This window comes from Paenibacillus sp. VMFN-D1 (assembly GCF_003386155.1).
GTDB lineage: Bacteria > Bacillota > Bacilli > Paenibacillales > Paenibacillaceae > Paenibacillus_AQ > Paenibacillus_AQ favisporus.
The window spans coordinates 2,237,862-2,262,316 of sequence record NZ_QRDU01000001.1 but is presented as its reverse complement, the minus strand read 5'-3'; the positions used below and the strand labels follow the sequence as shown (position 1 = coordinate 2,262,316).

Genomic DNA, 24,455 nt, shown 5'->3' with positions numbered 1-24,455 from the left:
TTCAGAGGCGTGAATTCCGTTGGACGCCAATAAATCAAGCGTAAAAGGCTGCCGAGAGGCAGCCTTTTAGCGTTACTGGACGAGCAATGAGGAGTCGTGATGCTAAGCATTCAAACCGGAATTTAGGGGTCATAATGTCGACCTCGGATGGCCACGGCGAGCCAATCCACGCTTTATCCCGTAAATGAGGAGATCAATCGCCGCCCCGATGATGATTGCCATGACGATGGAGAGAAGATACGCCGGGAACCGTAAGGGGATAAAGTAGCTGTTCGTTACGAAAGCGTGTTTATCGGACAGCCAGCCCGAATACACTGGGTCATGCAGCAAGGCTTCAAGCAAGGGATTTAGCCGGATCAGTATGATGTTGGCCATGCCCTGGCCGGAAGAATCCAAAATGCAGGTAAGGATTGCAAATAACGTGAGCCAAAAAGAAACGCTTTTTAACAAAGACATTCCCCGCCTTCAAACTTGTTCTTGTCATTAATAACGCATCCTGCCGCAACTAAGTTCTGCACAGCTTACATAAAGCTGGTTTATTTATATCCAACCTTTCTGTTGGTTGGTATAATATGGTGGAGAATAGCGAGTCTACGGAGGTGGTTGCATGAAAGAGAGGGTGCTCGAGGCTTATAACAAGCTCGCCAAGGACTATGAACTGCATACGGATTCGGACAGCGGCGCCAACGCATACTACGAGCGTCCGGCCATGCTGGAGCTGCTGCCAACGGATATGTCCGGCCTCCATGCCCTTGATGCAGGCTGCGCCGCAGGATGGTATACCGAGCAGTTCGTTTCCCGGGGCGCATCGGTATCGGCGATCGATTTCAGTCCCGATATGGTGGAGGCGGCCAAACGGAGAATCGGCAGTCAAGCGGAGATTCAAGTTCATGATCTAAATGAACCGCTGCCATACGGAGCCGATAAGTTCGACTTGATTCTCAGTTCGCTAACGCTGCATTACATCGAAGACTGGGATCCTTTGTTCCGTGAGTTTCAGCGGGTATTGAAGCCTGGAGGAACGTTTTTGTTTTCGGTGCATCATCCGTTTATGGACTTTACCGTTTTTAAGAGACCGGATTATTTTGTACGGGAGCTGCTAGTAGACCGGTGGACGAAGAAAGAGGCAGGCAGCGTTGAAGTGACGTTCTTCCGCAGACCCCTGCAGGAAATCGTCAATATGACGTCAAACTGGTTTGTAATGGACCGGCTTGTCGAACCAAGGCCAGTTCCCGAGTTTCTGGAGCGGCAGCCGGAGTCGGCCGACTTCTACCAGCGGATTCTGCATCACCCGCATTTTTTAATTGTGAAAGCCCACAAGCCGGAGTGAGAGGAAGAGTCGCCGCGGTAGGCAAGAAACAATCGGCATAATTTTACTGAGAATGGCTTCATTCCAAAGGCCCTGACCGGCCCAAAATGGAGGGTTTGGCAATGATTGTGATCGACCTTATCTTTTTTCTAATGGAGCTGTGCGCACTGGCAGCCTTTTGCCTGTGGGGATTTAAACTGGATACCGCCTTGTGGATCCGTATCGTGGCAGGAATAGGTTCGCCGGTCGTTGTTGCTGTTTTTTGGGGCATGTATGTCGCACCGAAAGCGACCTTCCCGGTGACGCTTCCCGTCCGGGCTGTGCTGCAGCTGATCGTATTCGGTCTGGCCGCGGCTGCGCTGTACGGATCGGGTTATCGAACGGCCGCCGTCATTTATGCCGCTGTCGTCATCGTCGAGATGATCCTTTCTTACGCGTTGAAAAGATAAACACTTGAAGGTGGAAGGAGATCCGCTTAAACGATCGACAAGCTTTTTCCCGGTATCCCGCCAGCAGCTTTTTTTGTTTGACAACACCGGCGAACAGAGCTACAGTTAATCATGAACTTGTAAAATATCATACGAAAATCCACTAGGGGAGCTGCGGAGGCAGCTGAGACAAGTGATCGCTTGGACCCTTTGAACCTGATCCGGTTAATACCGGCGGAGGGAAGTGGAGCAGGCCTATACATACGCATCTTTCTTGATGAGATACATTCAGGATGACACTGCAAATAGCGGCCGCTCCATTTCGGGGCGGCTTTTTTGTGTTGGCTTCCCCGCGCCCCGACATGCGATTTTCGTCAAAATTAACGGAGGTGCATGATCATGGCCCGGTTTACCGAAGAATTGAGACACGCGGCAGATCCCATTTATCAAGCGATCTTCAAGCATCCGTTTGTACGGGGAATTGCGGAAGGTACCTTGTCCAAGGAGCAGCTGATTCACTATGTGAAGCAGGATTTTGAATACTTGAACGCCTACATCCGGATCTATGGCATTGCCATATCCCGATGCGATTGCCGGCAGACGACCGCGCTTTTCAACGAACAGATTTCGTTTATTTTGAACAGCGAAACGCATCCCCACCAAAACTTTTGTGATGTTGCTGGTGTTGCATATGAGGAACTGCAAGGCTATCCGCTGGCTCCATCGGCCAATCATTACATCCGGCATATGCTGAACGTCGCCCACGAAGGGGGACTTGAGGATATTGTAGCTGCGCTGTTACCTTGCCCGTGGACCTATACGGAAATCGGCCAACGTCTGCTGGAGGAAGTCCAGCCGGAGAAATCCCATCCGTTTTATGAATGGATGCACTTTTACGGGGACCGGGAAAGCGGCGTGACGGTACAGCTGCGGCGGCTGCTCGACGAATGGGCGGAGGGTCTGCCTCCCGCAAGAAAAAAACGGCTGATGGAGCATTTTCTGACCAGCTGTCAGCTGGAGTACATGTTCTGGGATATGGCGTTTACGCTTGAGGATTGGCCGGTTTCCCTGGCTGCAGCGGAAGGGGTGGGACGATGACCGCCGATATGTTTCCGTCCGGACTCATCCAGCTTCCTTTACGGATAAAAGAGCAGCGTCCGCTCATTCACAACATGACGAATGTGGTCGTGACCAACTTTACGGCCAACGGCCTGCTTGCCCTTGGCGCCTCCCCGGTTATGGCCTATGCCAAAGAGGAGGTGGCCGATATGGCTCGGGTCGCCCAAGCCGTCGTCCTGAATCTTGGAACGCTGAGCAGCGAATTGGTGGAAGCGGCGATCAGCGCCGGCCGATCGGCGAATGATCATGGCGTTCCGGTGTTCCTGGACCCCGTCGGCGCGGGAGCAACCGCATTTCGCACGGAGGCTGCGCTGTGGATTTTGCGCGAGGTCCGCGTGTCACTGGTTCGGGGCAACGCAGCGGAGGTTGCCCATCTCATTGGTGAATCCGGCGCGATAAAAGGCGTCGACGCAGGGGAGGCCGGGAACTCCGCTCCCGCCGACTTGGCGGCACGGGCGGCACACCATCTGGGGACGCTCGTCGCCATTACCGGGCAAGAAGATGTAATCACCGACGGAACGAGGGGATACTTGATCCGGGGCGGACATCCGATGCTGACCCAAGTCACGGGGACCGGCTGCTTGCTGACATCGGTGATCGCCGCTTTTGGAGCGGTCGAACCCGATCTGCTGTCCGCCGGCGCGGCCGCCTTGGCTTACTACGGTGAAGCGGCCGTTCGGGCATTTGAGCGGGCAGGCATGGAGGGGCCGGGAAGCTTCCAAATCGCTTTCCTCGACGCGTTGTCTGTGATGGACCGCCACCCGCTGGAGGAAGGAACCATTACCGCTCTTCTGGAGTCGGCAGGAAGGGGATTTGTGCAATGAGCATCCCGAAAGCATTGACGGTAGCCGGTTCTGACAGCGGCGGCGGAGCAGGCATCCAGGCGGATATCAAAACGTTCCAGGAGCTCGGCGTATTCGGTATGTCGGCCATTACAGCCATTACCGTTCAAAACACACTCGGAGTACAAGGTGTATATCCGCTTCCTGCGGCTGCGGCAGCCGAACAAATGGATGCCGTGGGCACCGACCTCGGCGTGGATGCGGTCAAAACCGGTATGCTGTTCAGCGCGGATATTATTGAGGCCGTCGCAGGACGTATAGCCGCTTTTGGCTGGAGGAATGTGGTCGTCGACCCGGTTATGGTCGCCAAAGGCTGCGCGCGGCTGCTGCAGCAGGACGCGGTTGACGCGCTGAAGAACAAGCTGCTGCCGCTGGCTGCTGTCGTCACGCCCAACATTCCGGAGGCGGAAGTGCTCGCGGGGATGGCGATCCGGTCGATGGAGGAACGCTGCGAGGCAGCCTACCGCATCGCGGCTTACGGTCCGGCGATGGTTGTAATCAAGGGCGGACATGACGAATCGTCTGACAAGGCGGTTGATCTCACTTTCGACGGAGAATCCTTCTCGACCCTGGAAGGAAGCCGGATTGACACGCGTCATACGCATGGAACGGGATGTACCTTCTCGGCTGCGATCGCCGCTGAGCTGGCTAAAGGGAACCCGGTCAACGAGGCCGTACGGACGGCCCGTGAATTCATCCAGGCGGCCATCGAGAACTCGCTCGGTATTGGCGGCGGGAGCGGTCCGACGAATCATTGGGCCTACCGCAGCCAAAAGGAAGGGGCGGCAAGATAAAGGCAGTCGATATTTGTCTGCACCACAAGCGATTAGCACCTGTCTATATAGACAGGTTTTTTTCTTGGCGCTAGCTTCCTTAAATGGTCGTCGATTGATGGCTTTTTGCACCGAGCTTCGGTTAGGCTTTGTCCAATTTTTAGTGTTACAATGGTAGAACGATTCCAACGCTAGAAAGGATGTTAATGAAATTGGACCAACTCCTCATCCGTACTCATAATGGCCTGATTCAAGGATATGTTCAGAACGGCGTCCGGACCTGGAAGGCGATTCCTTACGCCGAGCCCCCCGTCGGCGAGCGGCGTTTCCGGAAACCGCTTCCTGCACGGCCATGGGCAGGCGTCAGATCCGGGGACATGACGGTACCGCTTGCCCCGCAGCGCGTCAACCCTACGGGTGGCGCTTTTAGACTGAAACGGGATCAGATCCCGCAGTCTGAGGACTGCCTGTACGTCAATGTGTGGGCCCCTGACGAGCCGGCACCGCAGCCGCTTCCGGTCATGGTGTGGATCCATGGCGGCGCCTTCGTGACGGGCGGCGGCGGATTGCCCATTTATGACGGCTCCGAGCTGGCGCGCCGGGGAGGCTTAATTGTCGTCAACCTCAGCTACCGGCTGGGTCCTCTCGGTTTTACGCATTTTTCCCCATTTTCCGGCGAGTTCGAAGACGGTTATGTAAGCAACGCCGGTCTGCTGGACCAAATCGAAGCGCTGCGCTGGGTGAAGCACAACATCGCCGCTTTCGGCGGAGATCCACAGCAGGTGACCGTATTTGGTGAGTCGGCGGGAAGTATGAGCATCGCGGCGCTGCTCGCAATGCCTGCAGCCCAAGGCTTGTTCACCCGGGCGATTATGCAGAGCGGGGCTTCTCAGGCGATCTCGGACTCCCATGGCAGGCTGCTTACGAAGGGACTGCTGGATATCCTTGGCATTCCGGAGGATCAGCTGGAGCGGCTGCAAGAAGTGCCGGCCGAGGAGATCTTAAGAGCGGCAGACGAGTTAAAACAGGCGGCGGGAGCGAGTGCCGTCATGCTGTTCCAACCCGTCGTCGACGGGAAGCTGCTGCCCGTCACGCCTTTGGAAGCGGTAGCCTCCGGTTCCGCGGCTGGCATCGAGATCATCATTGGTACGAACCGGGATGAGGGGGCGCTTTTTATACCGGAAGGCATGCCGATGCTGACTAAGGAACAAAACGCCCGGGCGTATACAGCGGTGACCGGATCGAAGGAAGCGGCGAGCTGGATCGAAGCATATCCGGCCACCGTGGAGGGGCAGCGCCAGGCGATGACCGAGCTGTTCTTCTGGAGGTCAGCCCTTCAGTTCGCAGAAGCCCAGCTGCCGCATGCATCGGTATGGATGTACCGTTACGATTATGCGATGGTGCCGGGCGATCCGCTGCTGGGAACGGCCTTTCATTCCGCCGAAATTCCGTTTGTGTTTAACAATCTCGACTTGCTTGCAGGCGCAGGTATGCCGGTGAACGAAGAGATGAGGAGCGTGGCGGAACGCATGCAGGAGGCCTGGACGTCTTTTGCCAAGCGCGGACAGCCCTCAACGCCTTCTCTGCTGTGGCCTGCGTACGATGCGGAGGAACGCTGGACGATGGTGTTCGGTGCAGACAGCGCGGTTACCCGTGATCCGGACGCGGACAAACGGCGGATGCTGACCGGCGGGTCTAACGGAAGAACAACTTAAGCTCCCTTATGTCAAAAGGTCACGCCTGGTAATCCAGGTGTGACCTTTTTTTCATAAACCATGACGTATTCATTACTCTTCGTTACTTAGCGGTTTGGTTACTTTACGGCTATGTAAATTTCTATTTCTCCGCCGGGGTGGTATTTCTCATAATCATAGGTATAGGCCCGGCGTAACGCCCCTGCTTCTTCTTTCTCCCAGATGCTTCTCCACGTTTTCACGATGCCCATTTCATCAGCGGTGTCTACCGTAAAAACCTCGTACGTCGCGTCATCCGGGATTTCTATCCAAGTATCGCCTGGGTGATTCTCGGTTGCGACGCTTAACGAATAGTCTCCCTTGTAATTACTTTCATAATCATAATAAATACCGTATATCATGTCGCGATGACGCTCAACCTTGTCCGAGGCTTCGTTCCAAATGGCCTGGATTTTTCCCATCATGCCGGGGTCATTAAAATTATTCGTCCGCGTGCTGTTGATCAGGTGCAGTTTCATGGATTTCCCTCCGCTTTCCGTATCGATTCGGTTTCATTCAAGGCGTTTGTTTCATTCATTATAGAACGTTTGTTTGTATTTTTCAAATTTTAACCATTTAGGATGACTAGATTTCGTGCGAAAAAAGCGATTTTGAATAAAAGGGTATCCCGGATGCCGGAACGAAGAATAAGGGAGTGCCGTCCGGCAGTGCAGTAAGCAACGCTGCCGAATTTTGCTGCGGCACAAGACAAGAAAACAGCTATTGGAGGGCGAATAGGGCATGAATCCGCGTTTTGAAAGAACGGCAACATTAATGAACGACCGCTTTGGCCTGTTTATTCATTGGGGATTGTATGCGATTCCGGCCAGAGGCGAATGGGTACGGAGCCAGGAGCGCATCACGAATGAACAGTACCAAGCCTATTTTGAGGAGTTTAATCCGACTCTGTATGATCCGCGTGCATGGGCCAAGGCGGCCAAAGCGGCCGGACAGCGCTACGCCGTGCTGACGACCAAGCATCACGACGGCTTCTGCTTGTTTGACAGCGAGCTGACGGATTACAAAGCAACGAATACGCCCGCTGGAAGAGATCTGATCCGCGAGTATGTCGATGCGTTTCGCGAAGAGGGGCTGCAGGTCGGTTTCTATTATTCGTTGATCGATTGGTACCATTCGGATTATCCTGCCTTCGGCGACCGCCAGCACCCGATGCGTGCGGAAGAATCGTACAAGAACCGGGAGGAGCAATTCGACCGGTATTTGGAGTATATGCACGGACAGGTCCGGGAACTGCTGACCAACTACGGAAAAATCGATATTATGTGGTTCGATTTCTCATATGATGATATGACCGGCGAAAAGTGGCGCGCCACCGAGTTGATCCGGATGATCCGCTCCCTGCAGCCGGACATCGTCATCGACAACCGCTTGGGCGGCAATATTATGGCGGCGGAGCCGGAGGAATACGCGGGCGACTTCTTCTCGCCTGAGCAGATTATTCCGCCGCGCGGCATCGTGAATGACCTGGGCGAGCCGATTCCGTGGGAGGCTTGTATCACTCTAAACGACCATTGGGGCTACCATGCGACGGACAAAAACTATAAGTCTCCGAGACAGGTCATCCGTGCGCTGGTGGAATGCGTCAGCAAAAACGGCAATTTGCTCCTGAACGTCGGACCGGACGCCAAAGGGGAAATTCCGAAGGAGTCCCTGGCCATTTTGTCCGTTGTCGGTGAATGGCTGCGCCGGAACGGGGACAGCATTTACGGCTGCGGGATTGCGGCACTTCCCAAGCCGGAGTGGGGGCGGTATACGCAAAAAGGCAATAAGCTGTACGCCCATATTTTTGACCGCGGCATCGGCCCGATCTACTTCCAGGGTCTGAAGGGGAAGATCAAGAAGGCCCGCCTGCTGTCGGACGGCAGCGAGCTGCACGTGGAAACGCCTTGGATGGCCGATCAATATTCGGATACGGACAGCGGCGCGTTTATTCACCTGGCCGGCGGCGATCTGCCGGATGAACTGGATACGGTCATCGAACTGGAGCTGACGGAAGAAATTTAACAACAGACCGGAGGGATTACGCGAATGAAGCCTGGAGTAAGTACATACAGCCTTTTGCAAGCGATTAAGGCGGGAGAGATGACCGTACTGGACGTCATCGACTGGATTGCGGAGCAGGGCGGGGAACATATGGAGATCGTGCCGTACGGTTTTACGCTGGAGGATCAGCCTGAGCTGGCCGATGCGGTTCGTGAGCGGGCCGCTGCCAAAGGAATCGAGCTGTCCAATTATTCGATGCCGGCCAACTTCGTGCAGGATACGCCGGAAGCCTTTGAAGAGGAAATTGAACGCATCAAGCGGCATGTGGACACCGTTCACCGATTGGGCATGAAGCATATGCGTCATGACGTGACAGCATTTACGCTGCCGCCGGAGAAGCGGGGCATCGATTATCTCGAAGCCAACCTGGACCAGATCGTCGAAGGCTGCCGGCGGATCGCCGATTATGCAGCAGGGTTCGGCATCACGACCACCGTAGAGAATCATGGCATGAGCGTTCAGGCCAGTGACCGCGTTCAGCGCGTGCTGCAGGCCGTGGACCGTCCTAATTTCAAAACGACGCTCGATATCGGCAACTTCCTCTGCGTCGATGAGCAGCCGCTTGTCGGCGTCAAACGGAATCTCCCCTACGCATCGCTTGTGCACGTAAAGGACTTCTATATCCGTCCGGCGGACCAAAATCCGGGAGGCGGCGCCTGGTTCCTCACCTCGCACGGCAATTATTTGCGGGGAGCTATCTTCGGGCAGGGCGATATCGACGTACGGCGGGTGCTCCGTTTGATCAAGGAATCCGGCTACGACGGATACATTACGCTGGAGTTCGAGGGCATGGAGGAGTGCCGGGAAGGCACGAAGCTTGGCCTTGAAAACCTGAAGCGGATCTGGGACGAAGTCTAAATCACTTCGATAGGGAAGCGGCTGCCGGGCCTGCCCGGCAGCCTTGTTTTTTGCAGAAACATAATCTTTTACTTGGAGGTTGATTGCATGATGATGCCTACGCATATCGGAGCCGTCGGAGGCTTTGTCGAGAACGGCCGCGGGGATATCCTCCTGGTCAAGACACGGCACGGCGGATGGGTTTTTCCCGGCGGCCAGGTGGAGAATGGTGAGAACCTGATGGATGCCCTGACCAGAGAAATCAAGGAAGAGAGCGGCATTGACACCGAAGTGTCGCATCTGATCGGGATTTATTCCAATACGGGCAGCTACCTGTGGCATGACGGACAAACCCCGGTTCCGACCAAGCTGATGCTGGACTTTGTATGTACACCGACGGGAGGGGAGCTGTGCACATCCGAAGAGACTTCGGACAGCCGCTGGGTGCCGAAAAGTCAGGTGCTCGACCTCGTAACCGCGCCGGCCATCCGGCTCCGCTATCAGGCTTATCTGGACTTTACCGGTAAAATCCATTATATGGAGTACAACACGAGACCGGAATTTGAGGTTAAGCTGCAAAGAACGCTTTAATCCGAATGTAACGCCCCGGGCTCGGGGCGGGTCCATTTGACCCATACCCGATAGATGGTTGTTTTATCGACGTGCTGCTCGTCGGCAAACACCTCACGCCTGCCGTAACCCGCGGTCTTCGCTTTCATCAGCTCCCATACCAGGGCGCCGGCGATCTTCGGATCGGCCGTCCGGTACCCGTCATACGCCCAGCCGAGTTTGTTATAGGGTTCGTCCAATGCCCATACTTGGGCTTCATACATCGAATCAAACGTCATTTCTTCATCGTGCCAGATCAAACCGGACAAGTCGTGCTGCTTCAATCCATTGCCCGTACCTTGGGTTACAAGCTCGAAAAATGGCACAGGCTTGTTTCCATCATGCTTCATGTTCTGTCATCCCCCCAATTATCCATTCAACGAAACGCCGTACTAGCGGTGCATAAGTTTCATGCGGATGTTTATGGTTCGTCCAGCGCAAAAGCTTTGGAATCAAACGTCGTTGACAGCACGGTGATCGTCTGCGTGAAGCCATACTTGCTGCAGGCCATCCGAAACTCCTCCAGCGATTGCATCGAAGCCGCAACCACCTTCAGGATAAAATTATATTGACCGCTGATTTGATGCAGCTCAAGCACGTCGGGAGACTGGGAGCAAAATTCGGTCAATGCGTTGCAATGATCGGCCTGCACGAGAATAAACGCCGTGATCGGTTTGCCTATTTTATCAGGAGACAGCACCGCACGGTAGGATGCTATGACGCCTTTATCCTCCAGCTTGCGGATCCGCTCGGTCACGGCCGGACCGGACATGTTGATCATGCGGCCCAGCTCGGAAATGGAAATCCGTGCATCTTTTTGCAGAATATCTAAAATACGCAGGTCAATTTGGTCCATAAAGTGAACTCCTTTCGTCATTTGAAAATATCCAGGCAGAACAAGCCTCATGATTCAGATCCCGGACAGAACCTTAAAATTATAAATTCGGAACGGTGGATAACTTCAAATTCAAAGTAAAAGGGTAGGAATAACTTGGTTTTTGTATGTAACGATGCCCCTGTGACTCTTACAATGGAGCTTAAGAAATCCAAACACAAGAGTCTTAGGAGGAGATAACCATGAAAACCATCATATATAGCGAAAAACATATCGGAGGGCTGAAGCTGAGCAACCGATTGATCGTTTCCCCTATGCAGCAGAACCAGGGGACGCCCGAAGCGTTCGCCACCGATTATCACGTGAACCACTACGGCCGGCTTGCCGGCGGAGCCGCGATGGTGATGCTGGAATCGACCGGGGTATCGCCGAACGGCAGGCTGTTCAGCAACGACATCGGCATTTTTACGGATGAGCATGTCGCCCCTTTGAAAAAAGTGGTCGAAGCCGTTCACGCCAAAAACACGCCGGTTTTCATTCAGCTTACGCATGGCGGCAGAAAGTCGTGGAAAAACGGGGGTTCGCGTCTGCTGGCACCGAGTCCGATTGCCTACGACGACGAATACGGGATTCCGGAAGAAATGAGCTTGTCGAATATCCGGAGCGAGATCGATAATTTCCGGCTAGCTGCCAAAAGAAGCCTGGAAGCCGGCTTTGACGGCATCGAAGTGCACGCGGCACACGGTCATCTGGTGCATCAGTTCCTCTCCCCGCTGTCCAACCACCGGACAGATGAATATGGCGGCTCGCCGGAAAAACGAATCCGGTTCCTGCGTGACATTTTGGAAGCCGTCCGCTCGGAGGTGGGACGCGACTATCCGGTACTGATCCGCGTATCCGCGTCCGATTTCACCGAAGGGGGCCTTACGCCCGTAGATGTGGCGAAAATTTCCGCTTCCGTGGAGCCGCTGATCGATGCCGTTGACGTGTCTTCCGGGGGCCTGCTCCCGGTCAATCCCGCCGCGACGCCTGACGGGTATCAGGTACCCTATGCCTCCATTATAAAGCAATACGTGAGTATTCCCATCATTGCCGTGGGTAAAATTTACACCAAAGAACTTGCTGAGTTCATCTTAACGGATCGACTGGCGGACTTTATCGCCATTGGACGGCCGCTGCTGGGCAATCCGGAGTATATCCGCAGCACTTTTTTTGCTTCTGAAGTGGAATCCGTCGGTGTTCATTCTAATTGAGCCTTGAGATGAAAGAGTATCGAAGTTATCGTTAAGGGAGGAAGTATATGATATGAGGAGTTGTTAAAAACGGTGCAGCTAATAAATGAACATGCGGTTCCATCGGCGTATCCTGACGCGGGGAGGACGCTTGAAGCCGAAACAGCCCGGCTGATACAGCTGATCTACCTGTATGCTCCGCATGATGGTGCCTTTGATCAGCGCATCCCTGGTTTGTTCATCGGCCGCTATTCAAGAGTAGATATGGACAACGTTAAAACCTTTTACTCGCCTTCTTTGGGAATCGTTGTGCAAGGAGCCAAGAACATCACGGTCGGGAAGGAGGTTCATCGGATCGGCCAATCGGATATGTTTGTGACACCCGCGGCCCTGCCGGTTGCTGTTCAGACCACACAAGCCAGTCATTCCGAACCGCTGCTCGGTGTCAGACTGGATCTGGATCCGCAAAGAATCGCCGAGTTGGTCCTGAAAGTGTATCCCCAGGGACTGCCTCCAATTCATGAACGGAGTGCATGCTACGTCACTCACGCCGACTTAGGCATTGTAAGGACGATGTCGAGACTGATAGAGTATCTATTTCACCCCGGTGATGCCGAATTGTTGGCTCCACTCGCAGTGGATGAGATTTTAATACGGCTTCTGCGCAGCCCCGTCGGCGTTCATGTTGCCGAAATGGGTTTTGCTGACTCGGAAATGCAGCCTGTGGTGAAGGCCATTGCTTGGCTCCGTGAAAACTTTTCTCAGCAAATAAAGGTTGAAAACTTAGCGGAATTGGAGCATATGAGTGTGTCTACTTTTTATAAGCATTTTAAGTCAGTCACGTCGATGAGCCCGCTGCAATACCAAAAAGCGCTGCGCCTTCAAGAAGCCCGGCATCTGATGTTATCTCGCCAAATGGACGCAACCACAGCATGCCGGCTTGTAGGGTATGTAAGCGACTCCCAGTTCAGCCGGGATTACAGCGCTTATTTTGGACGCCCGCCAAGAAGGGACGTTTCCAGATTGCTTCAAAGAGAACTAATCATGGACTGATCGAATGGTGTTGTGTGGGTGAGGCAGGGGTTCGATCAGATTAGGGAAACATATCAGAATATCAGGCAAAGAGTGGCGAGGATCAGGCAAAGATCGGGGTGAGCTGTGGAGTATGCTAAGTTTAGCGTTGAATCAGCGGCAAGGGGATAAGAGATTACCGCCGCAAGAGATGCAGCAGCTAAACTACTCTACAGCTTTAGGAGGACTTTACTATGCGTGTTTTTGTTACAGGAGCAACAGGCTTTATCGGTTCCGCTGTCGTCCGCGAACTCGTGGGTGCCGGACATCATGTGGTGGGGCTTGCCCGCTCAGACAAATCGGCTGAAGCATTGACTGCCGCCGGGGTTGAGGTGCATCGGGGCAACCTCCATGATCTCGACAGCCTTAAAGCTGGCGCGGAGGCATCGGAAGGTGTCATTCACACCGCTTTTAACACGGATTTTAACAACTTTGACGAAACCACGAACTTTGTAGATACCGCCGAAGCGGACCGGCGAGCGATCGAGACGTTGGGCGAAGCGCTCGCGGGAACGAATCGGCCCCTCGTTGTCACATCCGGTACCGCCCTTCTTAGACCAGGCCGTCTCGCAATGGAAGAAGACCCCATGGATTCCCAGTCGTTCGCAGCGCTTCGGATCCCATCCGAAGAGACGGCATTGTCATTCGCCCAACGAGGTGTGCGTGTATCGGTGGTGCGGCCCCCGTTGTCCGTACACGGCCAAGGGGATCATGGCTTCATCCCGGCACTCATACAACTAGCCAAGACCAAAGGCGTCTCGGCATACTTAGGCAATGGTTCTAATCGCTGGTCTGCTGTGCACCTTCTCGATCTTGCGCACCTGTTCCGGTTGGCCTTGGAAAAGGCTCCTGCCGGCGCACGGCTGCACGGTGTCGGCGAAGAAGCGATCTCGTTTAAAGATATCGCCAATATTATTGGTCAACGCCTTGAAGTGCCGGTAAAAGGCATTTCCCCCGAGAAGGCTGAAGAACATTTCGGTTTTCTTGCGGCCATGGTAAAGATGGACAACCCGGCCTCAAGCACCCGGACCCAAGAGCAGTTGGGCTGGTCTCCCGTGCAGCCCGGGTTGATTGCTGACATCGATCAGAACTACTTTACAAACGCATAATTCGGACCTACCGGCCCAGGCGGTCGACAAACCCTTGTCGGTAATTCATCTAAATTGGTTCTTCCAAAATCGCATGTATTGGCTCTGATCATAAGCCATTTCCCTTATTATAATGAAGCCATACACAAGCGAAAGGGAGGAAATGTTGATGAACAGAACCTTGGGACCTTCCGGTATTCCTGTAAGTCCGCTGGGGCTCGGCTGCTGGGCGATTGGCGGAAACTTTACGCTCGGCGGCCTGCCTGACGGATGGGGCGAAGTGGACGATGCGGAATCGGAGGCGGCCATCCATACGGCGCTGGACATGGGAGTAACCTTCTTTGATACGGCCGACGCTTATGGAACCGGACATAGTGAAGAAGTGCTGGGGCGTGCGGTCAAGGGGCGCCGCCATCAAGTGGTCATCGCCACCAAATTCGGATTTTTGCAGGACGCCGCGAACAGGGAAGTACATTTGCGTTACGACGTCTCGCCCTCCTATGTCCGCTTTGCCTGCGAGCGTTCGCTCCGACGGCTGGGGACCGATTACATCGATTTGCTGCAGATTCACCCGGGTTCATTGACCGCGAAGAGATGGAGTCCGTGATCGATCCGCTGGAACGTCTGCGCGGGGAGGGGCTTATCCGGGCATACGGGTGGAGCACGGGGGATGCGGAGAACGCCGAATTTTTCGCCAGCCGGTCGCATGCAGCCGCCATTCAGCATGAGCAAAATGTTCTCCATGACAACCGTGACGTCGTGGCCGTTTGCAAGCGGTTGGGTCTTGCGAGCATTAACAACACGCCGCTGGCGATGGGGCTTTTGAGCGGCAAATTCCGGCCGGAGACAAGCCTGCCGAATACAGATGTCAGAGGCAGCGGGCATGACTGGGTGAGGTACTTTAAAGACGGCAGCCCCCTTCCCGAGTTCATTGAGAAGCTTGACGCCATCAAAGAAATTTTGACGAGCGGCGAGCGGACGCTGGTGCAGGGGGCTCTAGCCTGGTTGTGGGCGAGAAGCGATGCCGCGATCCCGATTCCGGGCTTTAAAACGAGACGGCAGGTGGAGGAACTGGCAGATGCTGTATCCCTTGGCCCATTATCGGCTAAACAAATGCAAGAAATCGATGCGATGGTGAACAGCTTCTAGCAAAGTTCGCAAGCAGATAGATGTATGATCCGACCCTCACGGTATTTCCGTGGGGGTTTGTCAATTCACAGAATTGTAATGTCAGTATGAAGAGAATGTTAAATTTTCGTATGATTTTAATGTTTTTTTAAGATAATTGGCGTATACTGTTCGCTTGAGAACAGATGGGAGTGATACCGTGCGCCAATTATTTGTGCCGTCCAGGCGGGTGGGGATAACCCTTTTCTCCTTGCTGCTCGGCGGTTTTATTTTGAACTTCTTCATGCAGGCGGCTTCGCTCGGAATGAATATCGGAAGCGTGCTGAACTGGATTTCCCAATATTACTGGCTGTATTTGTCCGGCAGTTTGTTTTTCTTTTTCGTACTGCTGGTCTGTGCCATGATCATTCCGAATGTCTATACGGGGGCGTTGATCGCTTTTATCGTATGCGTGGTCCTCGGGATCGCCAATTATGAGAAGCTGTCCACAACGGGCGAGCCTTTATTCCCATGGGATTTGATGCAGATCAAGAACGCCCAGGAAATGACGAAAATTACGAAGGGCATGATTTCGCCGACAGCGGTCGTCATATCGGTGCTGCTTGTTGCGGCGTTGATCTATCTGATGCTGAAGCTGCCAAAGGTCAAGGTCCGTCTTCCGCTGCGGATTACGCTTGGCATTATCTCGTTGGTGGCAGTCGGCGGATTTATACAAATGGTCGGAGGCCAGCACGCGCTGGCCACATCGCTGAAGTATCAGAACATTCCGTGGAACCAGAAGGTCAACTACGCCCAGAACGGGTTCGTGTACGCCTTCGCCGGCAACCTGATGCAGAACCTGATCGAAAAACCGGAGGGTTACAGCAAAGAAGCGATCGAAGCCATCGCGCAAAAATACGGAACATCTACCGGTACGCCGCCAACCAAAGCGGTAGAGCAGCCGAATATTATGTATATGATGGACGAGGCTTTTTTTGATCCGACCCGGATGCCGTCCTATACGTTCAGCGAGGATCCGCTGAAGTTTATTCACCAGAACGCCCAATCGACGCCGGATGGTTATCTGCTGTCCCCCGAGTTTGGAGGCAACACGGCTAACGTGGAATTCGAGGCGCTGACCGGCCTGTCGATGTATTTTTTGAAGGACGGGTCGATTCCGTACCAGCAGCGAATTGTCAAAATGCCCTCACTGCCTTCCATCGTCAGCATTCTGAAGGACCGGGGATACGAGGCGCTGGCGCTGCATCCGTTCGATGACACGTTCTACAACCGCAATCGGGTGTATCCGATTCTCGGCTTCGACCAATTCACGAGCGAGAAGGACCTGCCGAACGCTAAGCGGTATACGCCGAATGGCTACATTTCCGACATGGCCGCCGTGCAGGAAGCCGTCCGTGAGCTGAAGTCGGCGAGCAAGCCGACGTTCCTGCACCTGGTGACGATGCAGAACCATTTTCCGTTTACCAAGGGGTTGAACGGTTCGAACACGATTACAGTTTCCGGCGTCAAACCGGAATACAAAGACGAGCTGGAAACGTACACGCATGACACCAAGCTGACGGATGAGGCGGTGGCTTACTTGAGCCAACAGCTGAAGACGATTCAGCGGCCGACGATCGTCGCGTTCTGGGGCGACCACCTGCCGGCTTTGTCCTCCGGGGTGTATGCCCAGGCTGGATTTAACGACAACCCGCGCCTGAAGCATGAGACGAAGCTGATCTACTTGGCGAACTTTGATATCGGCAGCAAGTCTTCGGGCACGATGAGTCCCGCTTTTATCGGACCGACCGTGTTCGAGCTGTCCGGCCAGAGCATGCCGGCGTATTACAAGCTGCTGGAGAAGGTGAAGTCCGAAATTCCCGGCTTGAACAAAAGCGTGTTAATCGGCAAGGATAACGCCGTGATCTCCGCCTTGACGCCGGAGCAGCAGAAGCTGCTGAACGATTACAAGCTTGTGGTTTACGATATGCTGGAGGGAGAGCAGTACGGCAAGAATTTGCTGTACTGAATCCATGCTCTATCATGATAAAATAAGGATGTCCCGGATTGCTTCCAATGAATTCGCGGATGTCCTTTTTGTTAGTTGGCATGGAGTGAAACAGGAGAACTCGGTGTATATGTACTCTATTTGACAGGATGGGATTAGGATGAAAAAAAACGCAGCCACCATGTTCAGCAAAATCCGCAACGCCATTAACGCCATGATCGTGTCCGAGCTGGAACAGCGCGGCATCGAGGGCATCGTCTCCTCACACGGGGATATTTTGTGGGCGCTGTATATCCAGGACATGCAGCCCATAACTGTGCTGAGCGAAAAAATCGACCGGACGCAGCCGACGGTCACTGTGCTCGTAAACAAACTGGAGAAGCTGGGATATGTCCGCAAAGTGAAGAGCAAGGAAGACAGCCGCATGACGCTGGTTTCGCTGACGCCGAAAGGAAAAGAATTGGAGCCGGTGTTCGAGGAAGTGTCCGCCCGTCTCAACGAGACGATATACGGCGGACTTTCCGACAAGGAGCAGGTTCAGCTTGAATCGCTGCTGGAGCAAATATTCAAGAGGTTCTAATGCTTCATCCCCAAATACATAGACATCTATGCATTTATTCGGTACACTGTAATACATAGATATCTATGAAAAATAGTAAGGAGGCATTCTTTATGAAATGCGAGCTGAAACATACGACGATTCACTACGAGATTCACGGCAACGGCAAGCCGGTTTTGCTGCTGCATGGGTTTTCCTGTGACCATCACCTCATGACGGGATGTATGGAGCCGGTGTTCAAGAGCCAATCCGGCTGGAAAAGGATTTATCCGGATTTGCCGGGAATGGGGGACAGCACCGTTACGGACGGTATCCAGAGTACGGATGATATGCTGGAGGCGCTCGATGAATTTGTTGGAGAAATTTTGGGGGATGAACCTTTTATATTGGCTGGAGAATCTTACGGCGGCTATTTGTCCAGAGGACTGCTCAAGAAGCGTCAGCATCAAATTGAGGGTCTGCTCCTGATCTGTCCAACAGCGGGACAGGCGAAGCACGACGCGCCGGCATTTCAGCTCATTGCCCGGGATGAAGAATTTATGACGCAGTTGAACCATCCGTACGCGGGTGAATTTACCGGGATGCATACGGTTCAGGACGAGTACAATTGGAGCCGGTTTGAACGGGAAATTGTGACCGGGCTCAAAAAAGCGAATCGGCCGTTTCTGGAGCGTTTACGCCAGCGTTATGATTTCTCGCCTGAAATGGAGCAGCTGGACACCCCTTATGTGAGGCCCGTGCTTATTCTGGCCGGCCGGCAGGATCATATCGTCGGTTACCGGAATCAGTGGGCGTTTGCGAACGAGTATCCGCGGGCAAGCTTCGTCATGCTTGATCGGGCTGGCCATAATCTGCAGATCGAACAAAGCAGGTTGTTCCACGTCCTGGTGGAAGAATGGCTTGATCGGGTAACCGAAGAGCAGGAAGCCAAGCACAAAAGAACGTAACCAGGATGCGTTCAAATTGAATTTTATTCACACACAGCATATTTTCACAATGACCAGACTCCCGATATGGGGTCTTTTTTTTTTCTGAAAGGTACCCTTTCCGGCAATAGTCCGATCTTGATAAATTACCGTTGCAAGCTTTAGGGACAGTGGGGCTTCCCCAGCGCTTTTCTTGACGGAAGCGAAAATATTGATTATCCTTATATTTAATAAACATTAAATTTAATGTGCATATAAAGGGTGGTTCCTCTGCAGCTCGATAAACTGGTCAATTATTATAAGGCTTTAGCCGACCGGAACCGGATTCGGATTCTGGTGCTCCTGTCTCAAGAAGAAATCAACGGAATGACCCTTGCGGAGAAGCTGGGTGTCACCCCTGCGACGATCACGCATCATATCGCCAAATTAAAGGAAGTCGGGGTTGTCATGGAGCGCCGGGAAAAGAACGTGTCGTACTACCGGATTTCGCAGGACATGATCGAGCGTACGGAAGGCCAGCTGCTGAAGCTGATCCGCAATTATGAGCCCCAGGAGGATCAGCCCGGGCCGCAGTTGTCCGCTAAGAACGAGAAGCTTCGGGACACCGTGCTCAAAAGCTTCATCATGGATGACGGCCGGCTGAAGAACATCCCGGCACAACTCAAGAAAAAGCTGATTGTGCTTGAGTTTATGGTGCGAAACCTGGATATGGGACGAAAATACACGGAGAAGGAAATCAACGAGTTCATTAAAACGTATCATCCCGATTTTGCCACGATCCGCAGGGAATTCATTATGCATCACTACCTGTATCGTGAAAAAGAAATCTATGAGTTGAATCCGGTGGAAATGTGGGAGAAATGGGAGTATCTCTAGGGAGGCGGTTACGTGCTAGTAGACCCATTGGAAGTTGTGGAACGCTGCGATACCCCGCGCGGTGAAATTCAGCTCCAGCGCCGGGGCGGTGAATACGAATTGATCAGTAACGGTACGTTTCTCATGGCCACCTATAACGGCGAGTCGGAAAAAAGGCTTGTCCGTTCGGCCATCGATGCCTGCGCCAAAGACGGGATGACTCTGCTGATCGGAGGCTTAGGTGTCGGCTATTCTTTGGGAGAGGCGGTGCATCATCCGCAAACCGGTCAAGTCACTGTCGTGGAAATCGAAGACCAGGTCATCACCTGGAACCGGACTTATTTAGCGCCATTTTCCGGAAACGCGCTGTCCCACCCCAAGACGAGGGTCGTATGCGCCGACCTGCTGAAATGGATATCCGAGACCGACGAGACGTTCGATGCGCTATGTTTTGACATCGATAACGGGCCGGATTGGACGGTGTTTCAGAACAACGAAAGCTTGTACTCTCCGGAGGGACTTAAGGAGCTTACCCGCCTGCTGAATCCCGGAGGCGTCATGTCTTTCTGGAGTGCTTCGGCGTCTCCGGCATTTAAGGCGCTCCTCGAGTCCCGTTTTGCCGGCGTGGAAGAAATTCGCATCGAGCAGCCGCGGAACGTCGAGCCTGATGTGGTGTACATAGCCAAAACTTAAACTGCAATCGTGCAGCGCTTTATGGAAAAAGGGTTGAACATGTGACTGCGATATGGTAGATTAAGGGCATTCAAGTCATGAAAGGGTGACCTTAGGCCAATGATCTACTAATCCTATCCACACAAAACAATCGTTTGAAACGATGTTTAGGATAGGATTCGTGCGGGCTTTTTTAAGTAGTCATGCTGGTTGGGCATGTGCTTCTTAAATGCGGGATCATGGCGCACCCACTTGACGAGAGGATTCAGCGGATTTCCATGCGTATACAGCCTCCTGTCCTGAACATCGGGACAGGGGGCTTTTTTGTGTGGCAATGAGGCGACCGAACACGCTATCCAATCTGCTGAACAATCGAAAGGAGTGACTTGCATGCCAGGTCCTAATCCGAACGCGAAGTATCCGATACCCGGGGATAACAATATGCAGTTTATCAAAAACGTGATCACGATGCCGAACCTGATCGCGGGAGATTATTCTTACTACTATGCGATCAATGGAGAGTCGTTTGAAGATCAGGTGCTATATCATTACGAATTTCTCGGAACCAAGCTAATTATCGGCAAGTTTTGCTCGATTGCCGGTGAGGCGCGTTTTATGATGGATGGAGGCAACCATCGGATGGACGGCTCTACGTTTCCTTTTAATATTTTCGGAAACGGCTGGGAAGCCCACACGCCAACACTGGATCAGCTCCCGATCAAGGGGGATACCATTGTGGGAAACGACGTCTGGATCGGACGAAGGGCAACGATCCTGCCAGGCGTGAAGATTGGCAACGGAGCGATCATCGCGGCCGAAGCCGTTGTGACAAGGGACGTCGAGCCTTACACCATCGTCGGCGGCAACCCGGCGAAGGAAATCCGCAAGCGCTACGCACCCGAGGTGATCGCCGAGCTGCTGGAGATCCGCTGGTGGGATCACGACATCGAAGAAATCGAGCGGTTCATGGGCGCCATTGCCAGCGGCGACATGGATCTGCTGCGGCAGATGGGCAAGCCAATGCTGCAGGAAGGAGGCATGTCAAATGAGAATTGAATTGGTGGAATTCGCCTTGCCTTTGCCGGACTCGGGGCCGTACGGTATTGCGGCCGGCAGAGATGGGACTGTGTGGTTTACGGAGCAGAAAAGGAACCGGATCGGAGCCCGGAATGAGCATGGCGAGTTTACCGCGTTTGACGTGCCGACACCCAATGCGGGGGTGATGTCGATCCTGTGCGACCGAAACGGGGATCTTTGGTTTAATGAATATCATGCCGGGCAAATCGCCCGGATGACGCCAGGCGGAGAGTTCAAGGAGTATAAGCTGCCCGACCCGGGCTGTGCGCCGTTTGGTCTCGCTGAAGGGCCTGACGGGGCGATCTGGTTCACCGAGATGATGACCGGTCGGATCGGCAGGCTCAGCCCTGGGGGTGAAGTGACCGAGTACAAGCTTCCCCATGAGGGTGCTTTTCCATCGTTCATCACCACAGGCAGTGACGGGAAGCTGTGGTTTACGGAAAACCAAGGGAATCGGATCGGCACCATCGACACAGACGGTTCAGTGACTCACTATGCGCTTCCAACGCCAGGTTCCGCACCGGTGGGGATTACGGCGGGCCCAGACGGCGCGCTGTGGTTTGTGGAGATCGCCGGGAATCGGGTCGGCAGAATCACGACGGACGGTGAGATAAGCGAGTATTCGCTGTCTACCGAAGGGGCGAAGCCTCACGCGATCACGTCCGGAATCGGCCAGGACCTTTGGTTCACGGAATGGGGTGCGAACCGGATCGGCCGCATCACCGTGGACGGTAAACTGACCGAATATGACATTCCGACACAGGGGTCGGAACCGCATGGCATCACTGTGGCCGCGGACGGCACGGTGTGGTTTGCCGAAGAATGCAATCGTCTTGGACGATTGACGATCAAGTAAAGAGTGCGAAGCAAAAGTCTCAGGATCATCCGTGACCTGAGGCTTTTTGGTATGAAAATGACATATCTTTTTCTGTCCGTTTATTCGGAATAATGGACTAAGTGGATGCTCCACGAGTACTAATTTTTTAACTATTTTTGTCGAAAGCCTTGTAAAGCAATATTAGATATATTAAATATAGATTGTATAACAGCAATGGAGAACCTCGATTCCGTTCGGCGTTCAGCATGGCGAGGTTTCGAATACGGGCCGGGAGTAGGGTGTTTCTTTCAATTGCCAACCAAATCAGCGTAAAGTTGAGGTGTATTGTTCATGCTTCGAAAGTTCACCACGGTTTGTCTCGCTGCGGTCTGTGCACTGTCCATCTCCATGGGCGCGTCCGCCGAACCGGCGGCAAACCCCTCATCCTCATCCAGCGGCATCAAATGGCCGGAATCGCAAGCGCTTCCAAGCTTTGCTAAGGTGAAGCATCTGGACGTTGCGGACGTTTATGACGCCCCCGGAGACGTCAAGATCATGCTGGCGACCCTCCAGGGCATCGTCAACCGAAACCAGCCTCGAATTTATTTGCTGGAGAGCCAGGAAGAAGGCAAAATGACTTGGCTGAACGATCTCAAGGTGCCTTATACGGTGCATGACGATCCTTGGGAACTGGTAAGCGATTTTAAAAAAGAAGTGAAGGGAATCATCGTCTATGATCCGAAAGTGCCGGACAGCATTAATGTGGCGACAACGCTTGCCGGGCTGAAGGATGCGGTGGTCGCCAGCCCGGAGCTCAGCGCCAAGCTGACCGCAGCTCCTTACGGCTTGAAAGTGCTCGATGATTTGCAGGGCAAGTTTAAGGATAAATTGGATGCCTACACCTGGCAGTACGAAAATTTGTGGAAGCAGACGACGCACCGGATGCTGATCGGGCTGAGCCCGGATGTGTCGGTGAAGCTGCCTCCGGGACTCCCGCAGTCGTTCAAAGTGGTGGCTGAAGAGAAGACGCAGGAGCGGGATGCGAAGAACCGCAAGATCTATGACCTGGATTTGACGTCTTTCCTGGGTACGGATGCGGTATACCTCCGCTTTGAGGATGCGTTCCAGCAGGACGGATGGGGATCGGCCGTTCATGAAGTGACCGTGAAGGCTGATGGCCAGACGATCGCCCAGTTCGTGCCCGGAACCGACGATGAGAAGCCGTTCCTGTACGACGCTCAAAGCTCGCAGCTTTCCGAGGGAAGCGGTGGACACCGGTTCGCAGACAACGGGCGGTACTTTGTCTACGAATTTAAAGTACCTGCTGGTACGAAGTCGTTGACCGCTTCGGTGGACATGTGGAACCAATTTAAGGTGCTTGCGGGCAACGAAGCTCCGCCTTCATCGGAACAGAAAGAGCCGTACGGCTATCTCCGCGATTATGCGGTCGCCAACAAGGCGATGGTATTCTGGCTGGGCACCAATACGCCTGAGCAAAAGGCATTGTTTGATAAGATCCTTGCCGATGTTCCTGCAGGAACACCATACCTCGGCTGGTTTAGCAACGATACTGAAGGCGAGTTCAACGGGGTAGAGCTGTTATCGAACCACAGCATCTACGTTCTTGCTGCCGACTGGTTCAGTAATCTGACCGTATTTTCCGGTACGGAGAACAAAGGCCAAGGGCCGCTTCCGTCCGACAAGGTCAAGACACCAAAGCTCGAAAATAAAATTTATGTGACGTACACCTTCAGCGAAGGCGACAACTTCCAGTATAACCAGCACCGGATGCGCAATTTGTGGGATGATCCGAACCGCGGTAAAGTGCCGATCAACTGGACGTCCAGTCCGATGCTGTACGACGGGGCACCGGCTATGCTGAACTACTACAGAAGCACGGCAACGGCGAATGACCAGCTGATCGCCGGACCTTCCGGCGGCGGGTACTTCTACCCGAACGCTTGGCCGGAGAATACGCTGCCTGCATTCCTAAAGAAGACGTCCTCCTACCTGAAAAAGACCGGAATGACCGTACCCTACGTACTGAACCGCGTTGCGAACCAAAACGTTCCGCTAAGCGACTCGGTCGTCAAAGCTTATGAGGATAACTACCGTCCAAACGGACTGCTCCTGAGCTGGGAAGATCATTTCGGTGTGGAAATCCTGAATGGAAACCTGCCGGTATCGACGATCCAGGGCATTAGTACCGTACAGGACGGACAAAAGATTCTGGCGGACGCCAAAGCAAAGTGGGATGGCAAATCTCCGTTGTTCGTATCCCTCGGGCTGCTGGCCTGGAATATGACGCCGACCGATGTGGTGAAGCTGACGGATTCGCTCGGGCCGGAATACCAGCCGGTGCTGGCGGACCAATACTTCTCCCTCATTCGGGAGGCGAATCATCTGCCCAAAAAGCCGTAAATCAAGGACAATAATAAAAGCGGTCAATGCGAAAAGGCGTTGGCCGCTTTTGGCATTTCATCAGGGATAAAAT

General features: G+C 53.6%; 24 protein-coding genes, 1 pseudogene and 1 riboswitch. Of the genes and pseudogenes, 21 read left to right on the top strand and 4 right to left on the bottom strand.

Annotated features, from left to right (window positions below):
- Positions 1-129 precede the first annotated feature (129 nt).
- A complete protein-coding gene (locus C7820_RS10375) occupies positions 130-456 on the bottom strand; it encodes a hypothetical protein (RefSeq protein WP_116230877.1) in 327 nt (108 codons plus the stop codon).
- A gap of 151 nt (positions 457-607) precedes the next feature.
- Here C7820_RS10375 and C7820_RS10370 point away from each other — a divergent pair, with 151 nt between their 5' ends.
- The 6 genes from C7820_RS10370 to C7820_RS10345 all read left to right on the top strand — a co-directional run bounded on the left by C7820_RS10370 (position 608) and on the right by C7820_RS10345 (position 6,186).
- Complete coding sequence (locus C7820_RS10370) at positions 608-1,330, top strand: class I SAM-dependent methyltransferase (RefSeq protein ID WP_116230876.1); 723 nt, start codon at positions 608-610, stop codon at positions 1,328-1,330.
- A 101-nt stretch (positions 1,331-1,431) separates the two neighbouring features.
- Positions 1,432-1,758, top strand: coding sequence for a YrdB family protein (locus tag C7820_RS10365; RefSeq protein ID WP_145020736.1), 327 nt, complete (start codon positions 1,432-1,434; stop codon positions 1,756-1,758).
- Positions 1,759-1,892: 134 nt separating this feature from the next.
- A riboswitch (TPP riboswitch) is annotated at positions 1,893-1,997 on the top strand.
- Positions 1,998-2,136: 139 nt separating this feature from the next.
- Positions 2,137-2,835: a thiaminase II gene (tenA, locus tag C7820_RS10360; protein ID WP_116230874.1), complete on the top strand. Its 699-nt coding sequence runs from the start codon at positions 2,137-2,139 to the stop codon at positions 2,833-2,835.
- Positions 2,832-3,680: a hydroxyethylthiazole kinase gene (gene thiM, locus C7820_RS10355; protein WP_397334115.1), complete on the top strand. Its 849-nt coding sequence runs from the start codon at positions 2,832-2,834 to the stop codon at positions 3,678-3,680. The genes tenA and thiM overlap by 4 nt, the downstream gene beginning before the upstream one ends.
- Positions 3,677-4,492 carry a bifunctional hydroxymethylpyrimidine kinase/phosphomethylpyrimidine kinase gene (gene thiD / locus C7820_RS10350; protein ID WP_116230873.1) on the top strand — a complete coding sequence of 272 codons (816 nt, stop codon included), beginning with the start codon at positions 3,677-3,679 and terminating at the stop codon, positions 4,490-4,492. The genes thiM and thiD overlap by 4 nt, the downstream gene beginning before the upstream one ends.
- Before the next feature lie 185 nt (positions 4,493-4,677).
- Entirely contained in the window at positions 4,678-6,186 is a 1,509-nt protein-coding gene (locus C7820_RS10345; protein ID WP_258875197.1) for a carboxylesterase/lipase family protein, read from the top strand.
- A gap of 98 nt (positions 6,187-6,284) precedes the next feature.
- Here C7820_RS10345 and C7820_RS10340 read toward each other — a convergent pair whose 3' ends face one another.
- On the bottom strand, positions 6,285-6,683 hold the full coding sequence (locus C7820_RS10340; protein WP_076166990.1) for a GyrI-like domain-containing protein: 399 nt from the start codon (positions 6,681-6,683) through the stop codon (positions 6,285-6,287).
- A gap of 262 nt (positions 6,684-6,945) precedes the next feature.
- Here C7820_RS10340 and C7820_RS10335 point away from each other — a divergent pair, with 262 nt between their 5' ends.
- The 3 genes from C7820_RS10335 (at position 6,946) to C7820_RS10325 (ending at position 9,696) form a co-directional block, all read left to right on the top strand.
- The gene (locus tag C7820_RS10335) at positions 6,946-8,229 is read left to right on the top strand and encodes an alpha-L-fucosidase (protein ID WP_076166985.1); all 1,284 of its coding nucleotides are present in this window, start codon (positions 6,946-6,948) and stop codon (positions 8,227-8,229) included.
- A 24-nt stretch (positions 8,230-8,253) separates the two neighbouring features.
- Positions 8,254-9,126 carry a sugar phosphate isomerase/epimerase family protein gene (locus tag C7820_RS10330; protein ID WP_089546936.1) on the top strand — a complete coding sequence of 291 codons (873 nt, stop codon included), beginning with the start codon at positions 8,254-8,256 and terminating at the stop codon, positions 9,124-9,126.
- A gap of 87 nt (positions 9,127-9,213) precedes the next feature.
- Positions 9,214-9,696 (top strand): NUDIX hydrolase, encoded by a 483-nt coding sequence (locus tag C7820_RS10325; protein ID WP_116230872.1) that lies wholly within the window; start codon positions 9,214-9,216, stop codon positions 9,694-9,696.
- Here the strand turns inward: C7820_RS10325 and C7820_RS10320 are convergent.
- Positions 9,693-10,064: a hypothetical protein gene (locus C7820_RS10320; RefSeq protein WP_116230871.1), complete on the bottom strand. Its 372-nt coding sequence runs from the start codon at positions 10,062-10,064 to the stop codon at positions 9,693-9,695. The genes C7820_RS10325 and C7820_RS10320 overlap by 4 nt on opposite strands.
- A 71-nt stretch (positions 10,065-10,135) precedes the next feature.
- Positions 10,136-10,570, bottom strand: coding sequence for an Lrp/AsnC family transcriptional regulator (locus tag C7820_RS10315; protein ID WP_076166974.1), 435 nt, complete (start codon positions 10,568-10,570; stop codon positions 10,136-10,138).
- 221 nt (positions 10,571-10,791) lie between these two features.
- Here C7820_RS10315 and C7820_RS10310 point away from each other — a divergent pair, with 221 nt between their 5' ends.
- The 12 genes and pseudogenes from C7820_RS10310 (at position 10,792) to C7820_RS10255 (ending at position 24,382) form a co-directional block, all read left to right on the top strand.
- Positions 10,792-11,802, top strand: coding sequence for an oxidoreductase (locus tag C7820_RS10310; RefSeq protein WP_116230870.1), 1,011 nt, complete (start codon positions 10,792-10,794; stop codon positions 11,800-11,802).
- Between the two features lie 72 nt (positions 11,803-11,874).
- Positions 11,875-12,834 (top strand): AraC family transcriptional regulator, encoded by a 960-nt coding sequence (locus tag C7820_RS10305; RefSeq protein WP_116230869.1) that lies wholly within the window; start codon positions 11,875-11,877, stop codon positions 12,832-12,834.
- A gap of 212 nt (positions 12,835-13,046) precedes the next feature.
- Positions 13,047-13,961 carry an SDR family oxidoreductase gene (locus C7820_RS10300; RefSeq protein ID WP_116230868.1) on the top strand — a complete coding sequence of 305 codons (915 nt, stop codon included), beginning with the start codon at positions 13,047-13,049 and terminating at the stop codon, positions 13,959-13,961.
- 112 nt (positions 13,962-14,073) lie between these two features.
- Positions 14,074-15,089: pseudogene (locus C7820_RS34090) on the top strand (aldo/keto reductase).
- A gap of 178 nt (positions 15,090-15,267) precedes the next feature.
- On the top strand, positions 15,268-17,076 hold the full coding sequence (locus tag C7820_RS10290) for an LTA synthase family protein (RefSeq protein WP_147306272.1): 1,809 nt from the start codon (positions 15,268-15,270) through the stop codon (positions 17,074-17,076).
- A gap of 139 nt (positions 17,077-17,215) precedes the next feature.
- Positions 17,216-17,635, top strand: a complete 420-nt coding sequence (locus C7820_RS10285) for a MarR family winged helix-turn-helix transcriptional regulator (RefSeq protein WP_116230866.1) — start codon at positions 17,216-17,218, stop codon at positions 17,633-17,635.
- A gap of 92 nt (positions 17,636-17,727) precedes the next feature.
- Positions 17,728-18,561, top strand: coding sequence for an alpha/beta fold hydrolase (locus C7820_RS10280; protein ID WP_116230865.1), 834 nt, complete (start codon positions 17,728-17,730; stop codon positions 18,559-18,561).
- Between the two features lie 249 nt (positions 18,562-18,810).
- On the top strand, positions 18,811-19,416 hold the full coding sequence (locus C7820_RS10275; protein WP_076169394.1) for a DUF2087 domain-containing protein: 606 nt from the start codon (positions 18,811-18,813) through the stop codon (positions 19,414-19,416).
- A gap of 12 nt (positions 19,417-19,428) precedes the next feature.
- Complete coding sequence (locus C7820_RS10270; protein WP_258875194.1) at positions 19,429-20,088, top strand: spermine/spermidine synthase domain-containing protein; 660 nt, start codon at positions 19,429-19,431, stop codon at positions 20,086-20,088.
- A 369-nt stretch (positions 20,089-20,457) separates the two neighbouring features.
- Positions 20,458-21,123: a streptogramin A O-acetyltransferase Vat(I) gene (gene vat(I) / locus C7820_RS10265; RefSeq protein ID WP_116230863.1), complete on the top strand. Its 666-nt coding sequence runs from the start codon at positions 20,458-20,460 to the stop codon at positions 21,121-21,123.
- Positions 21,113-22,000, top strand: coding sequence for a Vgb family protein (locus C7820_RS10260; protein WP_116230862.1), 888 nt, complete (start codon positions 21,113-21,115; stop codon positions 21,998-22,000). The genes vat(I) and C7820_RS10260 overlap by 11 nt, the downstream gene beginning before the upstream one ends.
- Before the next feature lie 312 nt (positions 22,001-22,312).
- Positions 22,313-24,382, top strand: a complete 2,070-nt coding sequence (locus C7820_RS10255) for a GxGYxYP domain-containing protein (protein ID WP_089546951.1) — start codon at positions 22,313-22,315, stop codon at positions 24,380-24,382.
- Positions 24,383-24,455: the final 73 nt, after the last annotated feature.